The organism is Pseudomonas sp. AC112, assembly GCF_979253545.1.
The window spans coordinates 2,768,354-2,785,733 of the sequence record NZ_CEEDCM010000001.1 but is presented as its reverse complement, the minus strand read 5'-3'; the positions used below and the strand labels follow the sequence as shown (position 1 = coordinate 2,785,733).

Sequence of the window (17,380 nt, the reverse complement as noted above, 5' to 3'; positions counted from 1 at the left end):
ACTTCGGCCTTATGGTGGCGATTCTGCGTAACGCAAGAACCACCCATTTACCTATCTGCGACATTCACATACTTATCGCGACCAGCCCCCAACGACCTAGGGTTGCGCGTCGGGATCAGATTGGGCCATGTCGCCCATGGATAAGGTTCGGCGCATCGCCGGCCCCACACTCGCTCCCAACACAGACGCTTTCTTTACGCCTTGCTGCAAACCTGATTAGCCACTTATCTCGGCCACACAGAATGGCCATGAGGACACACACGATGGACGTCACCGCAACCTTAAGCTTGGGCGATCCGCTGGAACCCGCACGCAAGGCCACCGCGCAAATGCTGCAAGAGCGCGAGCGCACGTTTTCGCTGCCACAGCCGTTCTACTCTGATGAGCGGTTGTTTGATATCGACATGCAGGAGATCTTCCAGAAAGAGTGGCTGATCGCCGGCATGACGTGCGAGATCCCCACCAAGGGCAACTACCTGACCCTGCAAGTGGGCAAGAACCCGATCATCGTGATCCGTGGCGCCGAAGGTGTGGTGCATGCCTTCCACAACGTGTGCCGCCACCGTGGCTCGCGCTTGTGCACCAGCGACAAGGGCAAGGTTGCCAAACTCGTTTGCCACTACCACCAGTGGACGTACGAACTGGACGGGCGCCTGCTGTTCGCCGGCACCGAGATGGGCGCCGACTTCGACATGAAGCAGTACGGCCTGAAGCCTGTGAACGTGAAGACCGCTGGCGGCTACATCTTCATCAGCCTGTCGGAGAACCCGCCGGCTATCGATGATTTCCTGTCGACGCTCAACCACTACATGGAACCGTACGACATGGAGAACACCAAGGTGGCGGTGCAAACCACCTTGATGGAAAAAGCCAACTGGAAGCTGGTGCTGGAAAACAACCGCGAGTGCTACCACTGCAATGCGTCGCACCCGGAGTTGTTGAAAACCCTGCTGGAATGGGACGACGTTACCGATCCGCGTGCCGACCAGGCCTTCAAGGATCACGTCGCCGCCTCTGCCGCCGCCTGGGATGCCGAGAAGATTCCTTACGCCCACGCCAGCTTCGGCCTGCGTAACCGTATCGTGCGCATGCCGCTGCTCAAGGGCACCGTGTCGATGACGATGGACGGCAAGCAGGGCTGCGCCAAACTCATGGGCCGCATCAAGAACCCGGACCTGGGCTCGATGCGTATCCTGCACCTGCCACATTCGTGGAACCACTGCATGGGCGACCACATCATTGTGTTCACCGTGTGGCCGATCAGCGCCCAGGAGACCATGGTCACCACCAAGTGGCTGGTACACAAGGATGCCGTGGAAGGCGTGGACTACGACCCGGCGCGCATGCGCGAAGTGTGGGACGCCACCAACGACCAGGACCGCCGCCTGGCCGAAGAGAACCAGCGCGGCATCAACTCCACCGCCTACCAGCCTGGCCCGTACTCCAAGACCTATGAGTTTGGCGTGGTGAACTTCGTCGACTGGTACAGCGAGCGCATGCTGAGCAATTTGGGCGCCGCCCCGGCGCCGTACCTCAAAGGCGTGGCCGTTCACGAATAAACCCTATTGCCGGCATACCGTCTCCTACATTTGGAATACATTCCCTGTAGGAGCCGGCTTGCCGGCGATTGCGATGCGTCTGTTGAAGCAAGTATTGACTGATTTACTGCTATCGCCGGCAAGCCGGCTCATGCAGAGATCGTTATTGTTCAGAAAACGATCAATTCCCTTGGGAGCCACTGGAGCTCTGCCCTCCAGCCATTACCCAACAACTTATCCACAAAGCCACCCACAGCAATTGTGGGCAAGTACGTCTTCTCCTCGAAATTAAATCAAGAAAATCCGTGACTTATTCCAGTCAGTCGGATTTACGCAGCTTTGTTCATTAATTGATCAAAACGATACAAGCCACGAATTATAGGGCCTGTAGCGGTACGCGAACACCTTATCCACAGAAGCACCAACAGACTTTGGGGGCAACTTGAACAGTGCTGTGGAAAACCACCTCAAACCTTCATAAAACGCGGTTTCCAGGGATTTCAGCCGGGGAAAAAAACCAATTTGATCATATTTTGATCAATACGGTAAAAGCCTTGATTAATAAGGGCTGCAGCCGAGAGCGAACATGTTATCCACAGAAGCGCCAACAGACTATGGGGGCAAGTCGGCCCGGCGAAATGCACGAGAGCAACAAAAAACCCAAGTAAAAACCGTCAGTTAGCCTGGTTGTTTTTCGTACAGAGGGCTACAGGGCTTGATCCACAGGGGGTGTGGACAACCGCGAACAGGTTATCCACAGACGGGTCAACAGGGATTGTGGGTAAGCCTCCCACACGCCCCTTCGATCAGCGTACGACGCCTTCCTCAACCAGCAGCTTGAGAATTGCCTCGGCGCCCGCTTCCGGGCTAAGGCCCTTCAGCACTTGCCCGCCGCCGCCACTGGCCTTTGCCGTGGCGGCTTTCATACGGTCCGCACCGCTCTTGGCCTTGATCACCTTGAGGCGCTTGGGCCGTGGCTTGGCCGGCTGCAGCACGGCGCCTGTGAATAACTCGTCTTGTTCGATTTCAACTTCATGGGCCTCCAACTCACCGCGTTGCGCCGGGCCATAGGCGCTCTGCCGGGGTTTGGGCGCGGCGTTATCCACCGTCGCCAGGAACGGCAAGCGTACCTTCAGGCGCCGCCGCTGGCCGCGTGGCAAGGCTTGCAGCACATGGGCCACGCCGCCGTCGATGGATTCCACCTGCGCCAGCCCGACAATCAACGGCCAGCCCAATTGCTCGGCGAGCAAAAACGGCAACATGCCCGAACCTTCCCCGGTTTCCGCCTGGCTGCCGGCCAGCACCACTTGGGCACCGGCATCACGCAGGTACTCGCTGAGCACCGGCAAGGCATCGCTGCCGGCCGGTTGTTCCAGCACCTGCAATTGCGGCAAGCCCATGCCCAGGTAGCTGCGCAAAGTCGGCTCGGCGATGTTGCCCGCGTGCAGCACCTGCAACTTATCCCCAGCCAATTGCAGGCCCAGCTCGACAGCACGCGCATCCTGCTCGGCACGGCGCGGGCGCCCGGAGGTAGGGTGGGCACCGATGGACACCAGGCTGATTACATTCGTGGTCATGGCCATCTCCTTAAGCTGCATCGCGCTTGGCGCCGTTACGGTAGGCCTCTACCGCAGCGATCAAGGCTTGCAGTATCGCGGCGCTTTCGCCGATCACCGAGAGGTCGGCACGCTTGATCATGTCGCAACCAGGGTCGAGGTTGATTACCACTACTTTGTCGCAGGCGCCAATGCCCTGAAGGTGCTGGATCGCCCCGGAAATGCCCACGGCCACGTACACCCGTGCCGTGACCCAGGTGCCGCTGGCGCCGACCTGGCGATCACGCGCCATGAAGCCATCGTCCACCGCCACCCGCGAAGCGCCTTCGGTGGCGCCCAATGCAGCGGCAGTCTGGTGGAACAGCCCCCAGTCCTTCACCCCATTGCCACCGGAGAAAATGAACTCCGCCTCGGCCATGGGAATCGCCGCCGGGTCCACGGCTACCGCGCCGAGGTCCTCGATACGCGGCAGGCTGCGCGCCAACGCTGTGGATAACTCTACAGGTAACGCCTCGTGACGGGTTTCGCTGACCGGCTCGGCGCATTCTGCGGCAGCCAGGATCAAGCGCGGCAGCGGCCGCGCCAAGTCTTCCTGGCCAGCGCCGGCGCGGCCGATGCACTCGTCGCCCTTGATCTGCCACACCCGTGTGGCCGGGCGCTCCTTGAGGCTGGCGGCAAAGCGTCGACCCAGTTCGCCGCCACCGCTGCGGCTGTCCGGCAGCAACCAATGACGCGGGTTGAACTGGTTATCCACAGCGCGCAGACCTTGTACCCGCTGCTCCGGTGAATAACCGTCGAACTCATGGCCTTCCAGCACCAGCAGTCGGTCGACGCCAGCGGTAGCAAACGCGCTCTCCTTGTGTTCGCCAAACACCACCGCCAGCACCGCACCGTCACTGCCGGCGAGCTGCCGCGCCAGGCCCAGCAAGTCGCGGTCGTGGCTGCTCAGGCGGCCACCCACCATGTCCGGCACCACGTTGATGTAGAACGCCGGCGCAGGCACCTGGTGCAGTGGCAACTGAACTTCCACCGCCGCCGTGCGCTTGGCTGCCCCGCCCTGCTGGGCGCCGCTGCGGTCGATGCGCTTGATGCCGTTGGGGCCGATAAAACCGACACCATGTACGTTCTTGCGGATGACGCCGTTGGGGCCCATCCAGCTGTGTTGTACCGGCTGCATCGCTGCGTGCAGCGGGTGCAGTCGGTTGCGGGCGATCCATTCGGCCCGTGGGTCGCGGCGGATAATGTCGCTCATTAATGCACCTCCGCAGGTTCACGCTTGATGGGAGCTTTGGTGGGCACTGCATCTTCAAGTAATGCGTCGGCCACCAGCTCGGCAATATCCTTGATCAACGGGCGCGGCTCGACTACGCCTTCCAGCATCGCCGTGCATTGCGGGCAACCCACGGCCACCAGCTCGGCGCCGGTTTCGCGGATGTCGTCCATGCGCATGTCCGGGATCCGTTGCTTGCCGGGAATGTCAGTAATCGGCGCCCCGCCACCACCGCCGCAGCAGCGTGAACGGAAGCCCGAGCGTTGCATCTCCTTGACCTCAATGCCCAGCGCCCGCAGCACTTGGCGCGGCGCCTCGTACTCGCCGTTATAGCGCCCCAGGTAGCACGGGTCGTGATAGGTCACGCTATTGCCTTTGTGTTGGCCCAGGTTCAGCGCGCCCTCGCCGATCAACTCGGCCATAAAGGTGCTGTGGTGCTGCACGAGGTAGTTGCCGTTGAAGGCGCCGTACTCATTCTTCAGCACGTGGAAGCTGTGCGGGTCGCAGGTGACGATGCGCTTGAAGCTGTACTTGGCCAACGTCTGGATATTGCGCGAAGCCAGCCACTGGAAGGTCGCTTCATCGCCCAGGCGACGGGCCACGTCGCCACTGTCGCGCTCTTCCAGGCCGAGCACGGCGAAGTCGACCTTGGCCGCTTTCAACACTTTGACGAATGCGCGCAGCGTGCGCTGGTTGCGCATGTCGAAGGCGCCATCGCCCACCCAGAACAGCACCTCGCAACTGCCCTTGTCGCTGAGCAGTGGCAGGTTCAGATCCGCTGCCCAGTTAAGGCGCCCACCCGGCGCGAAACCGCCAGGGTTGTCGGTGGCGATCAGGTTTTCCAGGACTTCGGCGCCCTTGTTCGGCGTGGCACCCTTTTCCAGGGTGAGGTGGCGACGCATATCGACGATGGCGTCCACGTGCTCGATCATCATCGGGCACTCTTCCACGCAGGCGCGGCAGGTGGTGCACGACCACAAGGTCTCGGCGTCCACCAGACCGTTGACGATGGGCTGGTGCGGGTTGCCGCTGTGTTCGCCGATCGGTTTGCCTGGATAGGGGCTGCCGGCGAACTTGGCATCCGTGCCGCCGGCCAGGCCAACGACCATATCCTGGATCAGTTTTTTCGGGTTCAACGGTTGGCCGGCGGCGAACGCCGGGCACGCGGCTTCGCACTTGCCGCACTGCACGCAGGCGTCGAAACCGAGCAATTGGTTCCAGGTGAAATCCTTGGGTTTTTCCACACCCAACGGTGCGGTTTTATCGCTGAGGTCCAGCGGCTTCAACCCGGTGGAACGGCCACCGCCAAAGCGTTCGGCGCGACGGTGCCAGGCCAGGTGCAGGGCACCGGCGAAGGCGTGCTTCATCGGGCCACCCCAGGTCATGCCGAAGAACATCTCGGACACGCCCCACAGCACGCCCACGCTGAGCAACGCTGCAAGCAACCAGCCGCCGAAGTCCGCTGGCAGGATTCCAGTCACCGGCAGGGTGACCAGGAAGAAGCTGACCGAGAACGCCATAAGGCTTTTAGGCAGGCGCATCCATGGGCCCTTGGACAGACGTGAAGGCGGATTACGGCGACGCAGGTAGACAAAGGTGGCGCCGACAAACATCAGCACCGACGCCAGCAGTAAGGCATAGCCAAGGATACGGCTCTGCAGGCCGAAGCCATGGACCAGAATGGCGAGCAACGCCGACAGCACAAAACCCAGCGCGGTAGCGACGTGAGTATTGGCGATGTATTTGTCGCGGGCGACCACGTGGTGCAGGTCGACCATGTAGCGCTTGGGCATGGCCAGCAGGCCGCCCAGCAGGTCGACCTTGGAAGCACGGCCACGGCGCCACATGTTCACCCGGCGCAGGGCGCCGAGTACGGCAAGCCCCAGGGCCGCGAACAAGAGGATAGGAAGCAAGGTGTTCAACATGGTGAAGCTCCCAAAGACCACACAGGTCCTGCATGGGAGCCGGCTCACTGTGGGAGCTGGCTTGCCTGCGATGGCATCGCCTCGGTATCACTCAAAACCGAGTCGCCTGCATCGCGGGCAAGCCCGGCTCCCACACTGATCAGCTCCCACATTTAGATCGAGTACACAGTGGTTCTGTGGTTTTCTAGAAATCCTTGCACAAGCGCAGGGCGTCATAGATCGCAGCATGGGTATTACGCTGCGCCACACAATCGCCAATGCGGAACAGCAAGTACCCATCACCCGCCTCGCTCAGGCACGGCTGCGGCTTGATCGCGAACAAGGCTTCGACGTCGATCTGACCCTTGTTGCGCGAGCCTTCCTTGAGTGCGTAGTAGATGGCTTCGTCCGGGCGCACGCCGTTCTCGACGACCACCTGGTCCACCACCCGCTCCTCTTTGGCGCCGGTGTATTCGTTCTCCAGTACCGCCACCAGCTTGTCGCCTTCGCGGTAGACCTTTTCCAGCATCATGTCGCCGGTCATGATCACTTCCTTGGGGTACATGCTGCGGTAGTAGGTCGGGAACGACGTACCGCCGATGGCCACGCCCGGCTTGATGTCGTCGGTGACGATTTCGACCTGGCTGCCTTTGTCCGCGAGGAAATCCGCCACCGACATGCCGGTGAATTCGCAGATGGTGTCGTACACCAGCACGTTCTTGCCCGGCGCGACTTTGCCGTCGAGCACGTCCCAACTGCTCACGACCAAGCCTTCAGCCGCCCCCCAGTGTTCGTTCTGCTCGACATTCGGGTGCCCGCCGACCGCCAGTACCACCACGTCCGGACGTACGTCCAGGATAGTGTCGGCATCGGCGGCCACGCCCAGGCGCAGGTCGACCTTCAACCGCGCCAGTTCCAGTTGGTACCAGCGGGTGATACCGGCAATCTGGTCACGTTGCGGCGCCTTGGACGCCGTGGTGATCTGCCCACCAATAAACTCTTTTTTCTCGAACAGGGTCACGTCGTGGCCACGCTCGGCAGCCACGCGAGCTGCTTCCATCCCGGCCGGGCCGGCACCGACCACCACAATCTTGCGTTTGACGCCGGTGGTTTTTTCGATGATGTGCGGCACACCCATGTATTCACGGGAGGTCGCGGCGTTCTGGATGCACAGCACATCCAGGCCCTGGTACTGGCGGTCGATGCAATAGTTGGCGCCGACGCACTGCTTGATCTGGTCGATCTGGCCCATCTTGATCTTGGCGATCAAGTGCGGGTCGGCGATGTGTGCACGGGTCATGCCGACCATGTCCACGTAGCCACCTTCCAGGATGCGCGTGGCCTGGTTCGGGTCCTTAATGTTCTGCGCGTGCAGCACCGGGACCTTGACCACTTCCTTGATACCGGCAGCCAGGTGCAGGAACGGCTCCGGTGGGTAACTCATGTTGGGGATCACGTTGGCCAGGGTGTTGTGCGTGTCGCAACCCGAGCCCACCACGCCGATGAAATCGAGCATGCCGGTGTCGTCGTAATACTTGGCGATCTGCTTCATGTCCTCGTGGGACAGGCCGTCCGGATGGAATTCGTCACCACACAGGCGCATGCCCACGCAGAAGTCATCACCGACTTCGGCGCGCACGGCTTTCAATACTTCCAGGCCGAACTTCATCCGGCCTTCAAAGGTGCCGCCCCATTCGTCGGTACGTTTGTTGACCCGTGGGCTCCAGAACTGGTCGATCATGTGCTGGTGCACGGCGGACAGTTCCACACCGTCCAGGCCACCGGCCTTGGCGCGCCGTGCGGCCTGGGCGTAGTTGCCGATCACGCGCCAGATCTCTTCCGGCTCGATGGTCTTGCAAGTGGCACGGTGCACCGGCTCACGCACGCCGGACGGCGACATCAGGGTGGGCCAATTGAAGCCGTCCCAACGCGAGCGACGACCCATGTGGGTAATCTGGATCATGATCTTGGCGCCATGCTTGTGCATGGCGTCAGCCAGGTTCTGGAAGTGCGGGATGATGCGGTCGGTCGACAGGTTGACCGAACTCCACCACTCCTGCGGGCTGTCGATGGCCACCACCGAGGAACCGCCGCAGATTGCCAGGCCAATGCCGCCCTTGGCTTTCTCTTCGTAATACTTCACATAGCGGTCGGTGGTCATGCCGCCGTCGGTGGCGTACACCTCGGCGTGGGCGGTACTGAGTACGCGGTTGCGGATGGTCAGTTTGCCGATCTGGATCGGCGCGAACATTGCTTCGAAAGCCATGGCACGGTCCTCGGCTTACAGCGGCTTGACGGTGAACAGGCCGTCATCGTGGCCCTCTTCGGAGCCTCCGTAGACTTGTTCGGCGACGGTGCGGATCTGGCTGCCGCGCGCTTGCAGAATCTGGTCCATGGCACCGGCAAACCAGCCGGTAAACATGTAGTCCACTTTGCGCCCGACCTTGCCGTACACGTAGACGAAGGCCGAGTGTTCGAGCTTGACGCTGGCGGTGCCTTTGTCGAGGTCGATGTCCTGGATCTTGAACAGGCCCCAGCCGCGTTGCGACAGGCGCTTCATGTAGTGCTCGAACACCGCGACGCCTTCCAGGCCGTGGCATTCAGCTTCTTTTTCACACCAGTGCCAGGCGGATTTGTAGCCGGCCTTGTAGAGGATCTCGGCATAGGCGTCGGCGCCCAGCACTTCTTCGATACCGATGTGGTTGTTGACGAAGAAATGGCGTGGCACGTACAGCATCGGCAGGGCGTCGGAAGTCCAGACACCGGTTTCGCTGTCGACTTCGATAGGCAATTGCGGGGCGATCTTGGCCATGGAAACTTAACTCCAGAAAATTCTTGGTAGTGCCCCCGACGCGAACGGCCGGGGGAGAAATGCGGTGGCTTATTCGCCCCAGACGTCCTTCAGGACGTTGACCCAGTTCTCGCCCATGATCTTGCGCACCACGCGCTCGGGATGGCCGCGCTTGAGCAGGGTCTCGGTGAGGTTGGGGAACTCGCCCACGGTGCGGATGCCCAGCGGGTTGATGATCTTGCCGAAGCTGGTCAGGCGGCGGGCGTAGCCCTTGTCATGGGTCAGCATTTCGAAGAAATCCTGGCCATGGCCCTGGGTGAAGTCGGTGCCGATGCCGATCGCGTCTTCGCCGACGATGTTCATGGTGTATTCGATGGCTTCGGCGTAGTCGTCGATGGTCGAATCGATGCCCTTGGCCAGGAACGGCGCGAACATGGTCACGCCGACAAAGCCGCCGTGGTCAGCGATGAACTTCAGCTCTTCATCGGACTTGTTGCGCGGGTGCTCTTTGAGCCCGGACGGCAGGCAGTGGGAGTAGCACACGGGCTTTTTCGATTCGAGGATGACTTCTTCGGACGTCTTGGAACCCACGTGGGACAGGTCGCACATGATGCCGACGCGGTTCATCTCGCCAACGACCTCACGACCAAAGCCCGACAGGCCGCCATCGCGCTCGTAGCAGCCGGTGCCGACCAGGTTCTGGGTGTTGTAGCACATCTGCACCACACCGACGCCGAGCTGCTTGAAGATCTCCACATAGCCGAGCTGGTCTTCGAAGGCATGGGCGTTCTGGAAGCCGAAGATGATGCCGGTCTTGCCTTGTTCCTTGGCTTTGCGGATATCCGCGGTGGTTTTCACCGGGATCACCAAATCGCTGTTCTCACGGATCAAGGTCTGGCTGGCCACGATATTGTTGATGGTGGCCTGGAACCCTTCCCACACCGACACCGTGCAGTTGGCAGCGGTGAGGCCACCTTTGCGCATGTCCTCGAACAGGTCGCGGTTCCACTTGGCAATAATCAGCCCGTCGATAACGATGCTGTCGGCGTGCAATTCGGCTGGGCTCATCAGGCGTCCCCTTATTGGCGATTCATGCGCCGAATCGTCTGCCGGCGCTTTGGGGCCAGCATATGCCCAGGGGCCGACAGAGCCGGGTGCAAAAACGACAGGGGAATTGCCGAAAGCGTCAATCCGCGACAAAGGCTGTTAAGAGAGGTCTGACTGGCGGCTGTTCTTTGTCCTACGCTTGAGCCAGAATTCCCGCATCACCTGATATGAGACGGCGCAATGAAATCGATTTTCCTGGCTTTGGCACTCATCGCAACCGGCGTCCACGCGGCCGAAGACACCGACAGCACGCCGTGCGACGGCATTGAAAACGACAAGCAAACCCTGGAATGCGCCACCTACAACAAAACCACTGCCGAGCAGTTGCTCAAGGATAACTATCAGGGCCTGCTGGAACGCATGGGTTCGACCTATGGCAGCGACAAGACCAAACTGGCCGACATTACCGCTCGTCTGAAGGATGCCCAACAGAAATGGGAAAAACTGCGCGACGCCGACTGCGCCGTGGACACCTTCCCGGCGGTGAACGGCACCAAGGCCTATGCCATTGCGCAGAATGATTGCCTGGCGCGGATGAGTGATGAGCGGTCGGAGTTTTTGGAGTCGATCGGGCAGGAGTGACCGCTAAAACGCCTTCCTTATCGAGTTGAAGGCCATCTGCAGGTGATCACGCTGGACTATGTCGATATTGAGGTCAACGCAATGCTGGTTCCACTGCGATAGGGCCTCCAACGTCTGCTCGATGTAGAGGTCAGGCTCAAGAAAGCTGAAGGGCGCACAGACCTTCTTGATTACCGTGCGTGATGGCTGACCTGCACCTGCAAAAGCGCTGGTGTGCTCATTCCCCCGACCGCTGGTATTGGCAAACGTCAGGTCGTAGGCCGGCGCCATCTGCCAGCCTGTCGATGAGCCAAAGAACGAGAAGTTTTTTGCATGATCGTCACGGTTGTGGGCCAGCGCGTTGAACACCATCAGTCGAGCCATTTTTTCTACATCCCTGGCGTTTTTGGTGATGGTGAAGGTCAGGCGCAACAGGTCACCATAATCCAGGCTCGGCATACGGAAGTCGGCATACAGAATCGCCGCGGCGGTGAGCATATGTCGCTTTGTAAGACCCACGCGATCAAAGCGCCGTGTGACGAAAAACCTCTCTATTGCGGTAGCTGTCTCTATCTCAAGTAACGCTGAGTCAGAGATTTCGACCCCCGCCATACGGGCCGTCATAGCGTAGGCCTGTTCGATAGCGCCACTGTCACGATGCTCTTCCTGGCTACGGAATTTGATCAACCAGTGTTCATAACCTTCCGGCATCTCACCAAATGAAGAGACAGCTTGCGTCTTGTCGGATGAAAGCCCAATGACTGCCTTAGGACGTGCCCCTCCGGGGGAGCCACCCGCGAGGCGCAGTGATTCAATCACCTCTTTCGCTTCACCGGACAGCACCTCCTGTGAAGCCTGGTAAAGGGAGGCCAGGTCAAGTTCGTGCTGCTCTGTCCCCTTTTCGAACACCGGCTTGTATTCCAGCGCCCCCATACCCCGATTTCCCATATAGGCGAGCCGGTCCAATGGGCCGATCGCACGGCGCTCGAAGCCCAATTGCGTGCGAAAGAAACGGTCCATCAACAAGAGCCCCCAGCCATCGGGCAGCGAATCGCTGAACACCCCTTGCAGGCCACCAAACATCAGTGTGTCTGCCGCCAACTGAGGCGCGGAAGAAAAGTCCATGTACAACGGCGCCAGGTTGAAGCCGTTAGCCAGCCAACTCGGATCATACGAAAAATAAATGCCCCGGCCAGGCGCATCTACCAGCTCTCCCACTCGCGAACCCTGCAACATCACGTGCAGTGCAGAAACTTTTTTCATCGACGTCCTCGAAGCCTGGTTTGGCTTTTTAGTTCCTGAAGACTGAGTGGCGGCGGTGCACTGAACAAATTCGCCATTTGCTCCCCTACTCCCAGACTCATCGCGATCAGTAACAAAGCATCCAGTGACACCTTGCCGGTCGTTTCAAACCGCTTGAGTGTGGATTCAGCCACTCCGGACTGGGCTGCCAAGGCTCGGCGAGAAAGGTTTTTGCTCAGCCGCAGAGCCTTGGCATTACCTGCGATCTGCAACGCAATCTCGCCAGGGGCGTAGAGAATATGAGTAAGGGCCATGGTTCGACCTCGAATGAGTGTTGCCAAGTGTAGCAGGCACGAAATAATCAGATTTAACAATGGATACCAGGTTATCCAATAAACGATAAAAAATCATATAACGGATAATATATAGCCCTTTATATCAAAAAGCCCTTAACCTGATTTGCAGTCTCTTTGACCCCCATTGAAAGGTAAGCGACCATCTGCGCCATCTCACCTCCTTCAAGGCCAAACCATGAAAACCTGCGGCATCGAAATCAAAGGCAGCGAAGCCATCATCGCTGTCGCCTCCCTGGACAACCAGGCGCTGACCCACGTTGCCCTGGCCACCAAAAAAATCGCCCTCGACGATGACGACGAGGCCGCCAACGTCAAAGCCTTCTCGGCCCAGGTGAAGGCGTTTGTGCAGGAAAACGCCGTCGAGCGTATCGCGATCAAGAAGCGCAGCAAGAAGGGCGAGTTCGCCGGTGGCCCGACGACGTTCAAGATTGAAGGGGTGTTTCAGTTGCTGGACGGGGTTGAGGTGACCTTGCTGTCGCCGCAGACCATTAATGCGCAGAACAAGAAGCACAATTTTGAACTGCCCGCGACGCTGAACAAGTACCAGCATGAGGCCTACAAAGCGGCGTGCTCGGCCCTGGTCAAAAAATAAGCCACACCGCCCCTCTCTGTAGGAGCCGGCTTGCCGGCGATGAGGCCAACAAGCCTTGCGGTGATCTATCGGCCGCCATCGCCGGCAAGCCGGCTCCTACAGGGGTTGTGTCGCCTTTTACCGGGGTGTACGGCTCCTGTGTTGCAGCCAGTCACCGAAGGTTTTGTCCTCCAGGGCATAGCCGCCTCGGCTCGACTTCCACACCAGTTCCTTGTCGCGCAGGGCATCAATACAGGCCTGAATTGTCTGAGTGCCCGGCACCACATCGCTGCCCATGTCCTCCAGCGCCTTGCTGACCGCCGTCAGGGTGCTGTCGGTGAATGGCGCGAAGGGTTCGTTGTTTTGCGAACGCTGCACCATCACCTCCAGCACGGCGCGCTGGGGGATGGTGAGCGTGTTCCAGGCGCTTTCGAATTCGGTCCACACGCCTGCACGCAGCAGTTCGGCGCGGCTGTGCAGCAGTTGGCCGAGGTTACTGGCCTCGCCCAGCTCCAGCGCCACTTCACCGATGATCGTGCGTAACATCTCGGGACGTCGGCCGACCAGTTCAAAGGCTTCATCAATATCGGCAGCATTGAATTGGTTGGTCTGGGCCAGATGCGCATTGAGGTGCGCGGTGTAGGCCTGGGTGAACTCTCTACCCAGCAATGGAAACGGCGTAATACTGGACCCGAAGAACGGCTGGCTTTTGCCCAATACCAAGTGAGCCAGCTTGTCGCGATTGGAGCCGGTGAACACCAGATGCAAACCGCTGCCGTCTTCGTCACGCCCTTGGTTGAGCTGATCCCGGGCGGCCTTCAGCGCGAACATCGCATTGATGCCTGAATCGCTGGTCAAGGCATGCTGTGCTTCGTCAATCACCAGGACGACGGTTTTTTCCGCCGCGTGGTGCAGCAGTTCCAAGGCTTGAGTCAAGGTCGCGCCAACCGGCAATTGAGGCTTGCTGAAATCCCAGGACAGGGTGCGCAGAAAGCTCAGTTTCTCGATCCCAATGTTCTTCGCGAGCTTGCGAATACCTTTTTCATAAGGCACCAGCGCTGCGGCGATGGCACTGGCAATCAACTCTGCGGGGTCTTTTTCTTTATCAGCCCACAGATCGACGTACACCGTCAGCCACCCTCGAAGCTGGCACTCCGGGATCAGGTCTTCGCGCAAAAACGTACTTTTGCCCGTGCGACGCGGCGCCGCCAGAAACAGGCCAGAGGTAAAATCCTGGATACCGGCCCCCACCAGGCCGTCGGCAATGCTGCGTGCCAGGGCGGGACGGCGGAATACAAAGCCGCTGTGCTTGGACATGGTTTTATACTCAATTATGGAAAGGACTATAAATTATAGTCACGAGTATAATTGACTATAATTGGCCGTCAAACCACCTCTCGTCGCCGGTCCTCGCGCGGACACTTGGCAAACCGCGCGCGATAACTGCGGGTGAAATACGACGGCGACTCAAACCCGCAGGCAATGCTCACTTCCAGCACGCTCATACCGCTTTGACGTAAGAGCTGCCGGGCCTTCTCCAGGCGCAGGCCGAGGTAGAAGTTGCTCGGGGTGTCATTCAAATGCAGGCGAAACAGTCGCTCCAGCTGGCGCCGGGTGACCTTGATCGCCTCAGCCAGGGCCAATGTGCTCAGCGGCGGCTCGGTGTGCTGCTCCATCTCACCGATCACCTGCACTAGCTTCTTGTTGTTGATGCCATAGCGCGTGGCGATCTGCATGCGCTGGTGGTCTTTGCGTGGGCGAATACGGCCGAGCACGAATTGCTCGGAGACCTGGATCGCCAGGTCGGGGCCATGGGCCTGGGCGATCAGGTCGAGCATCAGGTCGATGGACGCAGTGCCGCCAGCGCACGTGATACGGCGGCGGTCGATCTCGAACAGCTCCTGGGTGACGGTCAGGTGCGGATAGGATTCCTTGAAGGCGTCGATGGCCTCCCAGTGCAGGGTCAGGCGGTGGCCGTCGAGCAGGCCGGCTTGCGCCAGTACGCAGGCGCCCGTATCGATGGCGCCGAGGGTCACACCGTCGTGGTCGAGACGGCGTAGCCAGTGCTCCAGCGCAGGCGTGGCGAACTGCAGCGGTTCGAAGCCCGCCACCACCAATAACGTCGCGCCCTTTTTCAACGGTTCCAGCGCGGCATCGGCGTTGACCGACATGCCATTGCTCGCCAGCACCGCGCCGCCATCGGCACTCAACACATGCCAGCGGTACAGCTCGCCACGAAAGCGATTGGCCACCCGCAACGGTTCCAGCGCGGAGATAAAGCCGATCGCCGAGAAGCCCGGCATCAGCAGAAAGTAGAAATCCTGGGACATGGTGGCGCTCTCGTCGGACGGGCAGCGTGGCATTGTGATACTCCCGTTCTCGGCTGGATTCAAGGGGGCAGGTCGCTGCAGTGCAAGAGCTGGTCGCCGCCGTGCGTTTTGTCGGCCCTCAAGCTGCGTAACTTGATCCCACGGCGCACAAAGACGCCGGACCCCACAATAACGACCTGCCGAGGGATCCACCATGAACCGACTGATCAGCCGCTGCGTGCTCGCACTCAGCGCCAGCGCCATCTTGAGCACGAACGTACTGGCTGCCGACGCGGCATCTTGCCAGAACGTGCGCATGGGCGTGGTGAACTGGACCGACGTAATCGCCACCAGCGCCATGACCCAAGTGTTGCTCGACGGCCTCGGCTACAAGACCAAACAGACCAGCGCCTCCCAGCAAATCATCTTCGCCGGCATTCGCGACCAGCGCCTGGACTTGTTCCTGGGCTACTGGAACCCGCTGATGACCCAGACCATCACCCCGTTCGTCGACGCCAAGCAAGTCAAGGTGCTCGACAAGCCCAGTCTGGAAGACGCCCGCGCCACCCTCGCCGTGCCGACTTACCTGGCAGACAAAGGCCTGAAAACCTTCGCCGACATCGCCAAGTTCGAAAAAGAGCTGGGCGGCAAGATCTACGGCATCGAGCCAGGCTCGGGCGCCAACACCCAGATCAAGGCGATGATCGCCAAGAACCAGTTCGGCCTGGGCAAATTCCAGCTGGTGGAATCCAGTGAAGCCGGCATGCTCGCCGCCGTCGACCGGGCGGTGCGCCGCAAGGAAGCCGTGGTGTTCTTCGGCTGGGCGCCGCACCCGATGAACGTCAACGTCGCCATGACCTACCTGACCGGCAGCGACGATGCCCTGGGCCCGAACGAAGGCATGGCCACCGTGTGGAGCGTCACCGCGCCGAACTACGCCGAGCAATGCCCGAACGTGCACAAACTGCTGACCAACCTCACCTTCACCGCCGCTGACGAGAGCCGGATGATGCAGCCGTTGCTGGATCACAAGGACGCCATCGAGTCCGCCAAGCAGTGGCTCAAGGATCACCCGCAAGACCAGGCGCGCTGGTTGGAAGGCGTGACGACCTTCGACGGCAAACCGGCCGCGACCAACCTGCAACTGACCAGCAAATAACTTTTTCTGAACCACCGTTTCGCAGCTCAACCGGGCTGCGAACGGCACCACCACGCCTGTAAGGAACCGCCTAATGAACCACGACGTCATCATCACCTGCGCACTCACCGGTGCTGGCGACACGACCAGCCGCAGCCCACACGTGCCGGTCACCCCCAAACATATCGCCGCCGCCGCCGTGGAAGCTGCCAAGGCCGGCGCCACCGTTGTGCACTGCCATGTGCGCGACCCTGAAACCGGCAAGTTCAGCCGCGACGTCGCCCTGTACCGCGAAGTGATGGAACGCATCCGTGAGGCTGACATTGACATCATCGTCAACCTCACCGCCGGCATGGGCGGCGACCTGGAGATCGGCGGCGGCGAGAACCCGATGGAATTCGGCCCCAACACCGACCTGGTCGGCCCGCTGACCCGCCTGGCTCACGTCGAAGAGTTGCTGCCAGAAATCTGCACCCTGGACTGCGGCACGCTGAACTTCGGCGATGGCGACACTATTTACGTCTCCACCCCCGCGCAACTGCGGGCGGGCGCCAAGCGCATCCAGGAGCTGGGCGTAAAAGCCGAGCTGGAAATCTTCGACACCGGTCACTTGTGGTTCGCCAAGCAGATGATCAAGGAAGGCCTGCTCGACGACCCGCTGTTCCAACTGTGCCTGGGCATCCCATGGGGCGCGCCGGCGGACACCACCACCATGAAAGCCATGGTCGACAACCTGCCCGCCGACGCCGTGTGGGCCGGCTTCGGCATCGGCCGCATGCAAATGCCGATGGCGGCGCAAGCGGTGCTGCTGGGCGGCAACGTGCGGGTCGGCCTGGAAGACAACCTGTGGCTGGACAAAGGCGTGCTCGCCACCAACGGCCAGTTGGTGGAACGGGCGAGCGAAATCCTCAGCCGCCTGGGTGCACGGGTCATGACCCCGGCCGAAGGCCGCGTGAAGATGGGCCTCACCAAACGCGGGTAACCCTCTGCCGAAACGCATCAAAAATGTGGGAGCGGGCTTGCTCGCGAATGCGGTG

At 60.5% G+C, this 17,380-nt stretch carries 15 protein-coding genes; 5 read left to right on the top strand and 10 right to left on the bottom strand.

Going from position 1 to position 17,380, the window contains the following annotated elements; translation table 11 throughout:
• The first annotated feature begins 263 nt into the window (after positions 1–263).
• Entirely contained in the window at positions 264–1,559 is a 1,296-nt protein-coding gene (gbcA, locus tag AC0IYN_RS12845) for a glycine-betaine demethylase subunit GbcA (protein ID WP_078050486.1), read from the top strand.
• 785 nt (positions 1,560–2,344) lie between these two features.
• Here the strand turns inward: gbcA and etfB are convergent.
• The 6 genes from etfB to AC0IYN_RS12815 all read right to left on the bottom strand — a co-directional run bounded on the left by etfB (position 2,345) and on the right by AC0IYN_RS12815 (position 10,127).
• Positions 2,345–3,115 carry an electron transfer flavoprotein subunit beta gene (gene etfB, locus AC0IYN_RS12840; RefSeq protein ID WP_406596669.1) on the bottom strand — a complete coding sequence of 257 codons (771 nt, stop codon included), beginning with the start codon at positions 3,113–3,115 and terminating at the stop codon, positions 2,345–2,347.
• 10 nt (positions 3,116–3,125) lie between these two features.
• Positions 3,126–4,346: an electron transfer flavoprotein subunit alpha gene (etfA, locus tag AC0IYN_RS12835; RefSeq protein ID WP_471841655.1), complete on the bottom strand. Its 1,221-nt coding sequence runs from the start codon at positions 4,344–4,346 to the stop codon at positions 3,126–3,128.
• A complete protein-coding gene (dgcB, locus tag AC0IYN_RS12830) occupies positions 4,346–6,289 on the bottom strand; it encodes a dimethylglycine demethylation protein DgcB (RefSeq protein WP_471841652.1) in 1,944 nt (647 codons plus the stop codon). Before dgcB ends, etfA begins: the two co-directional genes overlap by 1 nt.
• Positions 6,290–6,473: 184 nt before the next feature.
• Positions 6,474–8,534, bottom strand: a complete 2,061-nt coding sequence (gene dgcA / locus AC0IYN_RS12825) for a dimethylglycine demethylation protein DgcA (RefSeq protein ID WP_406596666.1) — start codon at positions 8,532–8,534, stop codon at positions 6,474–6,476.
• Positions 8,535–8,549: 15 nt separating this feature from the next.
• The gene (locus AC0IYN_RS12820) at positions 8,550–9,080 is read right to left on the bottom strand and encodes a DUF5943 domain-containing protein (protein ID WP_016977793.1); all 531 of its coding nucleotides are present in this window, start codon (positions 9,078–9,080) and stop codon (positions 8,550–8,552) included.
• A gap of 69 nt (positions 9,081–9,149) precedes the next feature.
• Positions 9,150–10,127 (bottom strand): dipeptidase, encoded by a 978-nt coding sequence (locus AC0IYN_RS12815; RefSeq protein ID WP_015886257.1) that lies wholly within the window; start codon positions 10,125–10,127, stop codon positions 9,150–9,152.
• Positions 10,128–10,346: 219 nt separating this feature from the next.
• Between AC0IYN_RS12815 and AC0IYN_RS12810 the strand changes: the two genes are divergently transcribed.
• Positions 10,347–10,748 carry a lysozyme inhibitor LprI family protein gene (locus AC0IYN_RS12810; protein ID WP_034109800.1) on the top strand — a complete coding sequence of 134 codons (402 nt, stop codon included), beginning with the start codon at positions 10,347–10,349 and terminating at the stop codon, positions 10,746–10,748.
• Between the two features lie 3 nt (positions 10,749–10,751).
• Here the strand turns inward: AC0IYN_RS12810 and AC0IYN_RS12805 are convergent, their stop codons facing one another.
• Both AC0IYN_RS12805 and AC0IYN_RS12800 read right to left on the bottom strand, forming a co-directional pair.
• A complete protein-coding gene (locus AC0IYN_RS12805) occupies positions 10,752–11,990 on the bottom strand; it encodes a type II toxin-antitoxin system HipA family toxin (protein WP_406596665.1) in 1,239 nt (412 codons plus the stop codon).
• Positions 11,987–12,283 carry a helix-turn-helix domain-containing protein gene (locus tag AC0IYN_RS12800; RefSeq protein WP_033898040.1) on the bottom strand — a complete coding sequence of 99 codons (297 nt, stop codon included), beginning with the start codon at positions 12,281–12,283 and terminating at the stop codon, positions 11,987–11,989. The genes AC0IYN_RS12805 and AC0IYN_RS12800 overlap by 4 nt, the downstream gene beginning before the upstream one ends.
• 217 nt (positions 12,284–12,500) lie before the next feature.
• Here AC0IYN_RS12800 and AC0IYN_RS12795 point away from each other — a divergent pair, with 217 nt between their 5' ends.
• Positions 12,501–12,917, top strand: a complete 417-nt coding sequence (locus AC0IYN_RS12795; RefSeq protein WP_457239341.1) for a DUF3010 family protein — start codon at positions 12,501–12,503, stop codon at positions 12,915–12,917.
• Between the two features lie 117 nt (positions 12,918–13,034).
• Here the strand turns inward: AC0IYN_RS12795 and AC0IYN_RS12790 are convergent, their stop codons facing one another.
• Both AC0IYN_RS12790 and AC0IYN_RS12785 read right to left on the bottom strand, forming a co-directional pair.
• Positions 13,035–14,213, bottom strand: coding sequence for an AAA family ATPase (locus tag AC0IYN_RS12790; RefSeq protein WP_406596663.1), 1,179 nt, complete (start codon positions 14,211–14,213; stop codon positions 13,035–13,037).
• 68 nt (positions 14,214–14,281) lie between these two features.
• Positions 14,282–15,226: a GlxA family transcriptional regulator gene (locus tag AC0IYN_RS12785; protein ID WP_458376031.1), complete on the bottom strand. Its 945-nt coding sequence runs from the start codon at positions 15,224–15,226 to the stop codon at positions 14,282–14,284.
• 193 nt (positions 15,227–15,419) lie between these two features.
• Between AC0IYN_RS12785 and AC0IYN_RS12780 the strand changes: the two genes are divergently transcribed.
• Positions 15,420–16,364: a choline ABC transporter substrate-binding protein gene (locus tag AC0IYN_RS12780; RefSeq protein ID WP_406596662.1), complete on the top strand. Its 945-nt coding sequence runs from the start codon at positions 15,420–15,422 to the stop codon at positions 16,362–16,364.
• A gap of 73 nt (positions 16,365–16,437) precedes the next feature.
• Positions 16,438–17,325, top strand: a complete 888-nt coding sequence (cdhC, locus tag AC0IYN_RS12775; RefSeq protein WP_471841646.1) for a 3-dehydrocarnitine:acetyl-CoA trimethylamine transferase CdhC — start codon at positions 16,438–16,440, stop codon at positions 17,323–17,325.
• The last annotated feature ends 55 nt before the right edge of the window (positions 17,326–17,380 follow it).

Coding starts and splice junctions, on each gene's coding strand:
- gbcA (WP_078050486.1), top strand. CDS start 264: ATGGACGTCACCGCAACCTTAAGCTTGGGCGATCCGCTGGAACCCGCA.
- etfB (WP_406596669.1), bottom strand. CDS start 3,115: ATGACCACGAATGTAATCAGCCTGGTGTCCATCGGTGCCCACCCTACC.
- etfA (WP_471841655.1), bottom strand. CDS start 4,346: ATGAGCGACATTATCCGCCGCGACCCACGGGCCGAATGGATCGCCCGC.
- dgcB (WP_471841652.1), bottom strand. CDS start 6,289: ATGTTGAACACCTTGCTTCCTATCCTCTTGTTCGCGGCCCTGGGGCTT.
- dgcA (WP_406596666.1), bottom strand. CDS start 8,534: ATGGCTTTCGAAGCAATGTTCGCGCCGATCCAGATCGGCAAACTGACC.
- AC0IYN_RS12820 (WP_016977793.1), bottom strand. CDS start 9,080: ATGGCCAAGATCGCCCCGCAATTGCCTATCGAAGTCGACAGCGAAACC.
- AC0IYN_RS12815 (WP_015886257.1), bottom strand. CDS start 10,127: ATGAGCCCAGCCGAATTGCACGCCGACAGCATCGTTATCGACGGGCTG.
- AC0IYN_RS12810 (WP_034109800.1), top strand. CDS start 10,347: ATGAAATCGATTTTCCTGGCTTTGGCACTCATCGCAACCGGCGTCCAC.
- AC0IYN_RS12805 (WP_406596665.1), bottom strand. CDS start 11,990: ATGAAAAAAGTTTCTGCACTGCACGTGATGTTGCAGGGTTCGCGAGTG.
- AC0IYN_RS12800 (WP_033898040.1), bottom strand. CDS start 12,283: ATGGCCCTTACTCATATTCTCTACGCCCCTGGCGAGATTGCGTTGCAG.
- AC0IYN_RS12795 (WP_457239341.1), top strand. CDS start 12,501: ATGAAAACCTGCGGCATCGAAATCAAAGGCAGCGAAGCCATCATCGCT.
- AC0IYN_RS12790 (WP_406596663.1), bottom strand. CDS start 14,213: ATGTCCAAGCACAGCGGCTTTGTATTCCGCCGTCCCGCCCTGGCACGC.
- AC0IYN_RS12785 (WP_458376031.1), bottom strand. CDS start 15,226: ATGTCCCAGGATTTCTACTTTCTGCTGATGCCGGGCTTCTCGGCGATC.
- AC0IYN_RS12780 (WP_406596662.1), top strand. CDS start 15,420: ATGAACCGACTGATCAGCCGCTGCGTGCTCGCACTCAGCGCCAGCGCC.
- cdhC (WP_471841646.1), top strand. CDS start 16,438: ATGAACCACGACGTCATCATCACCTGCGCACTCACCGGTGCTGGCGAC.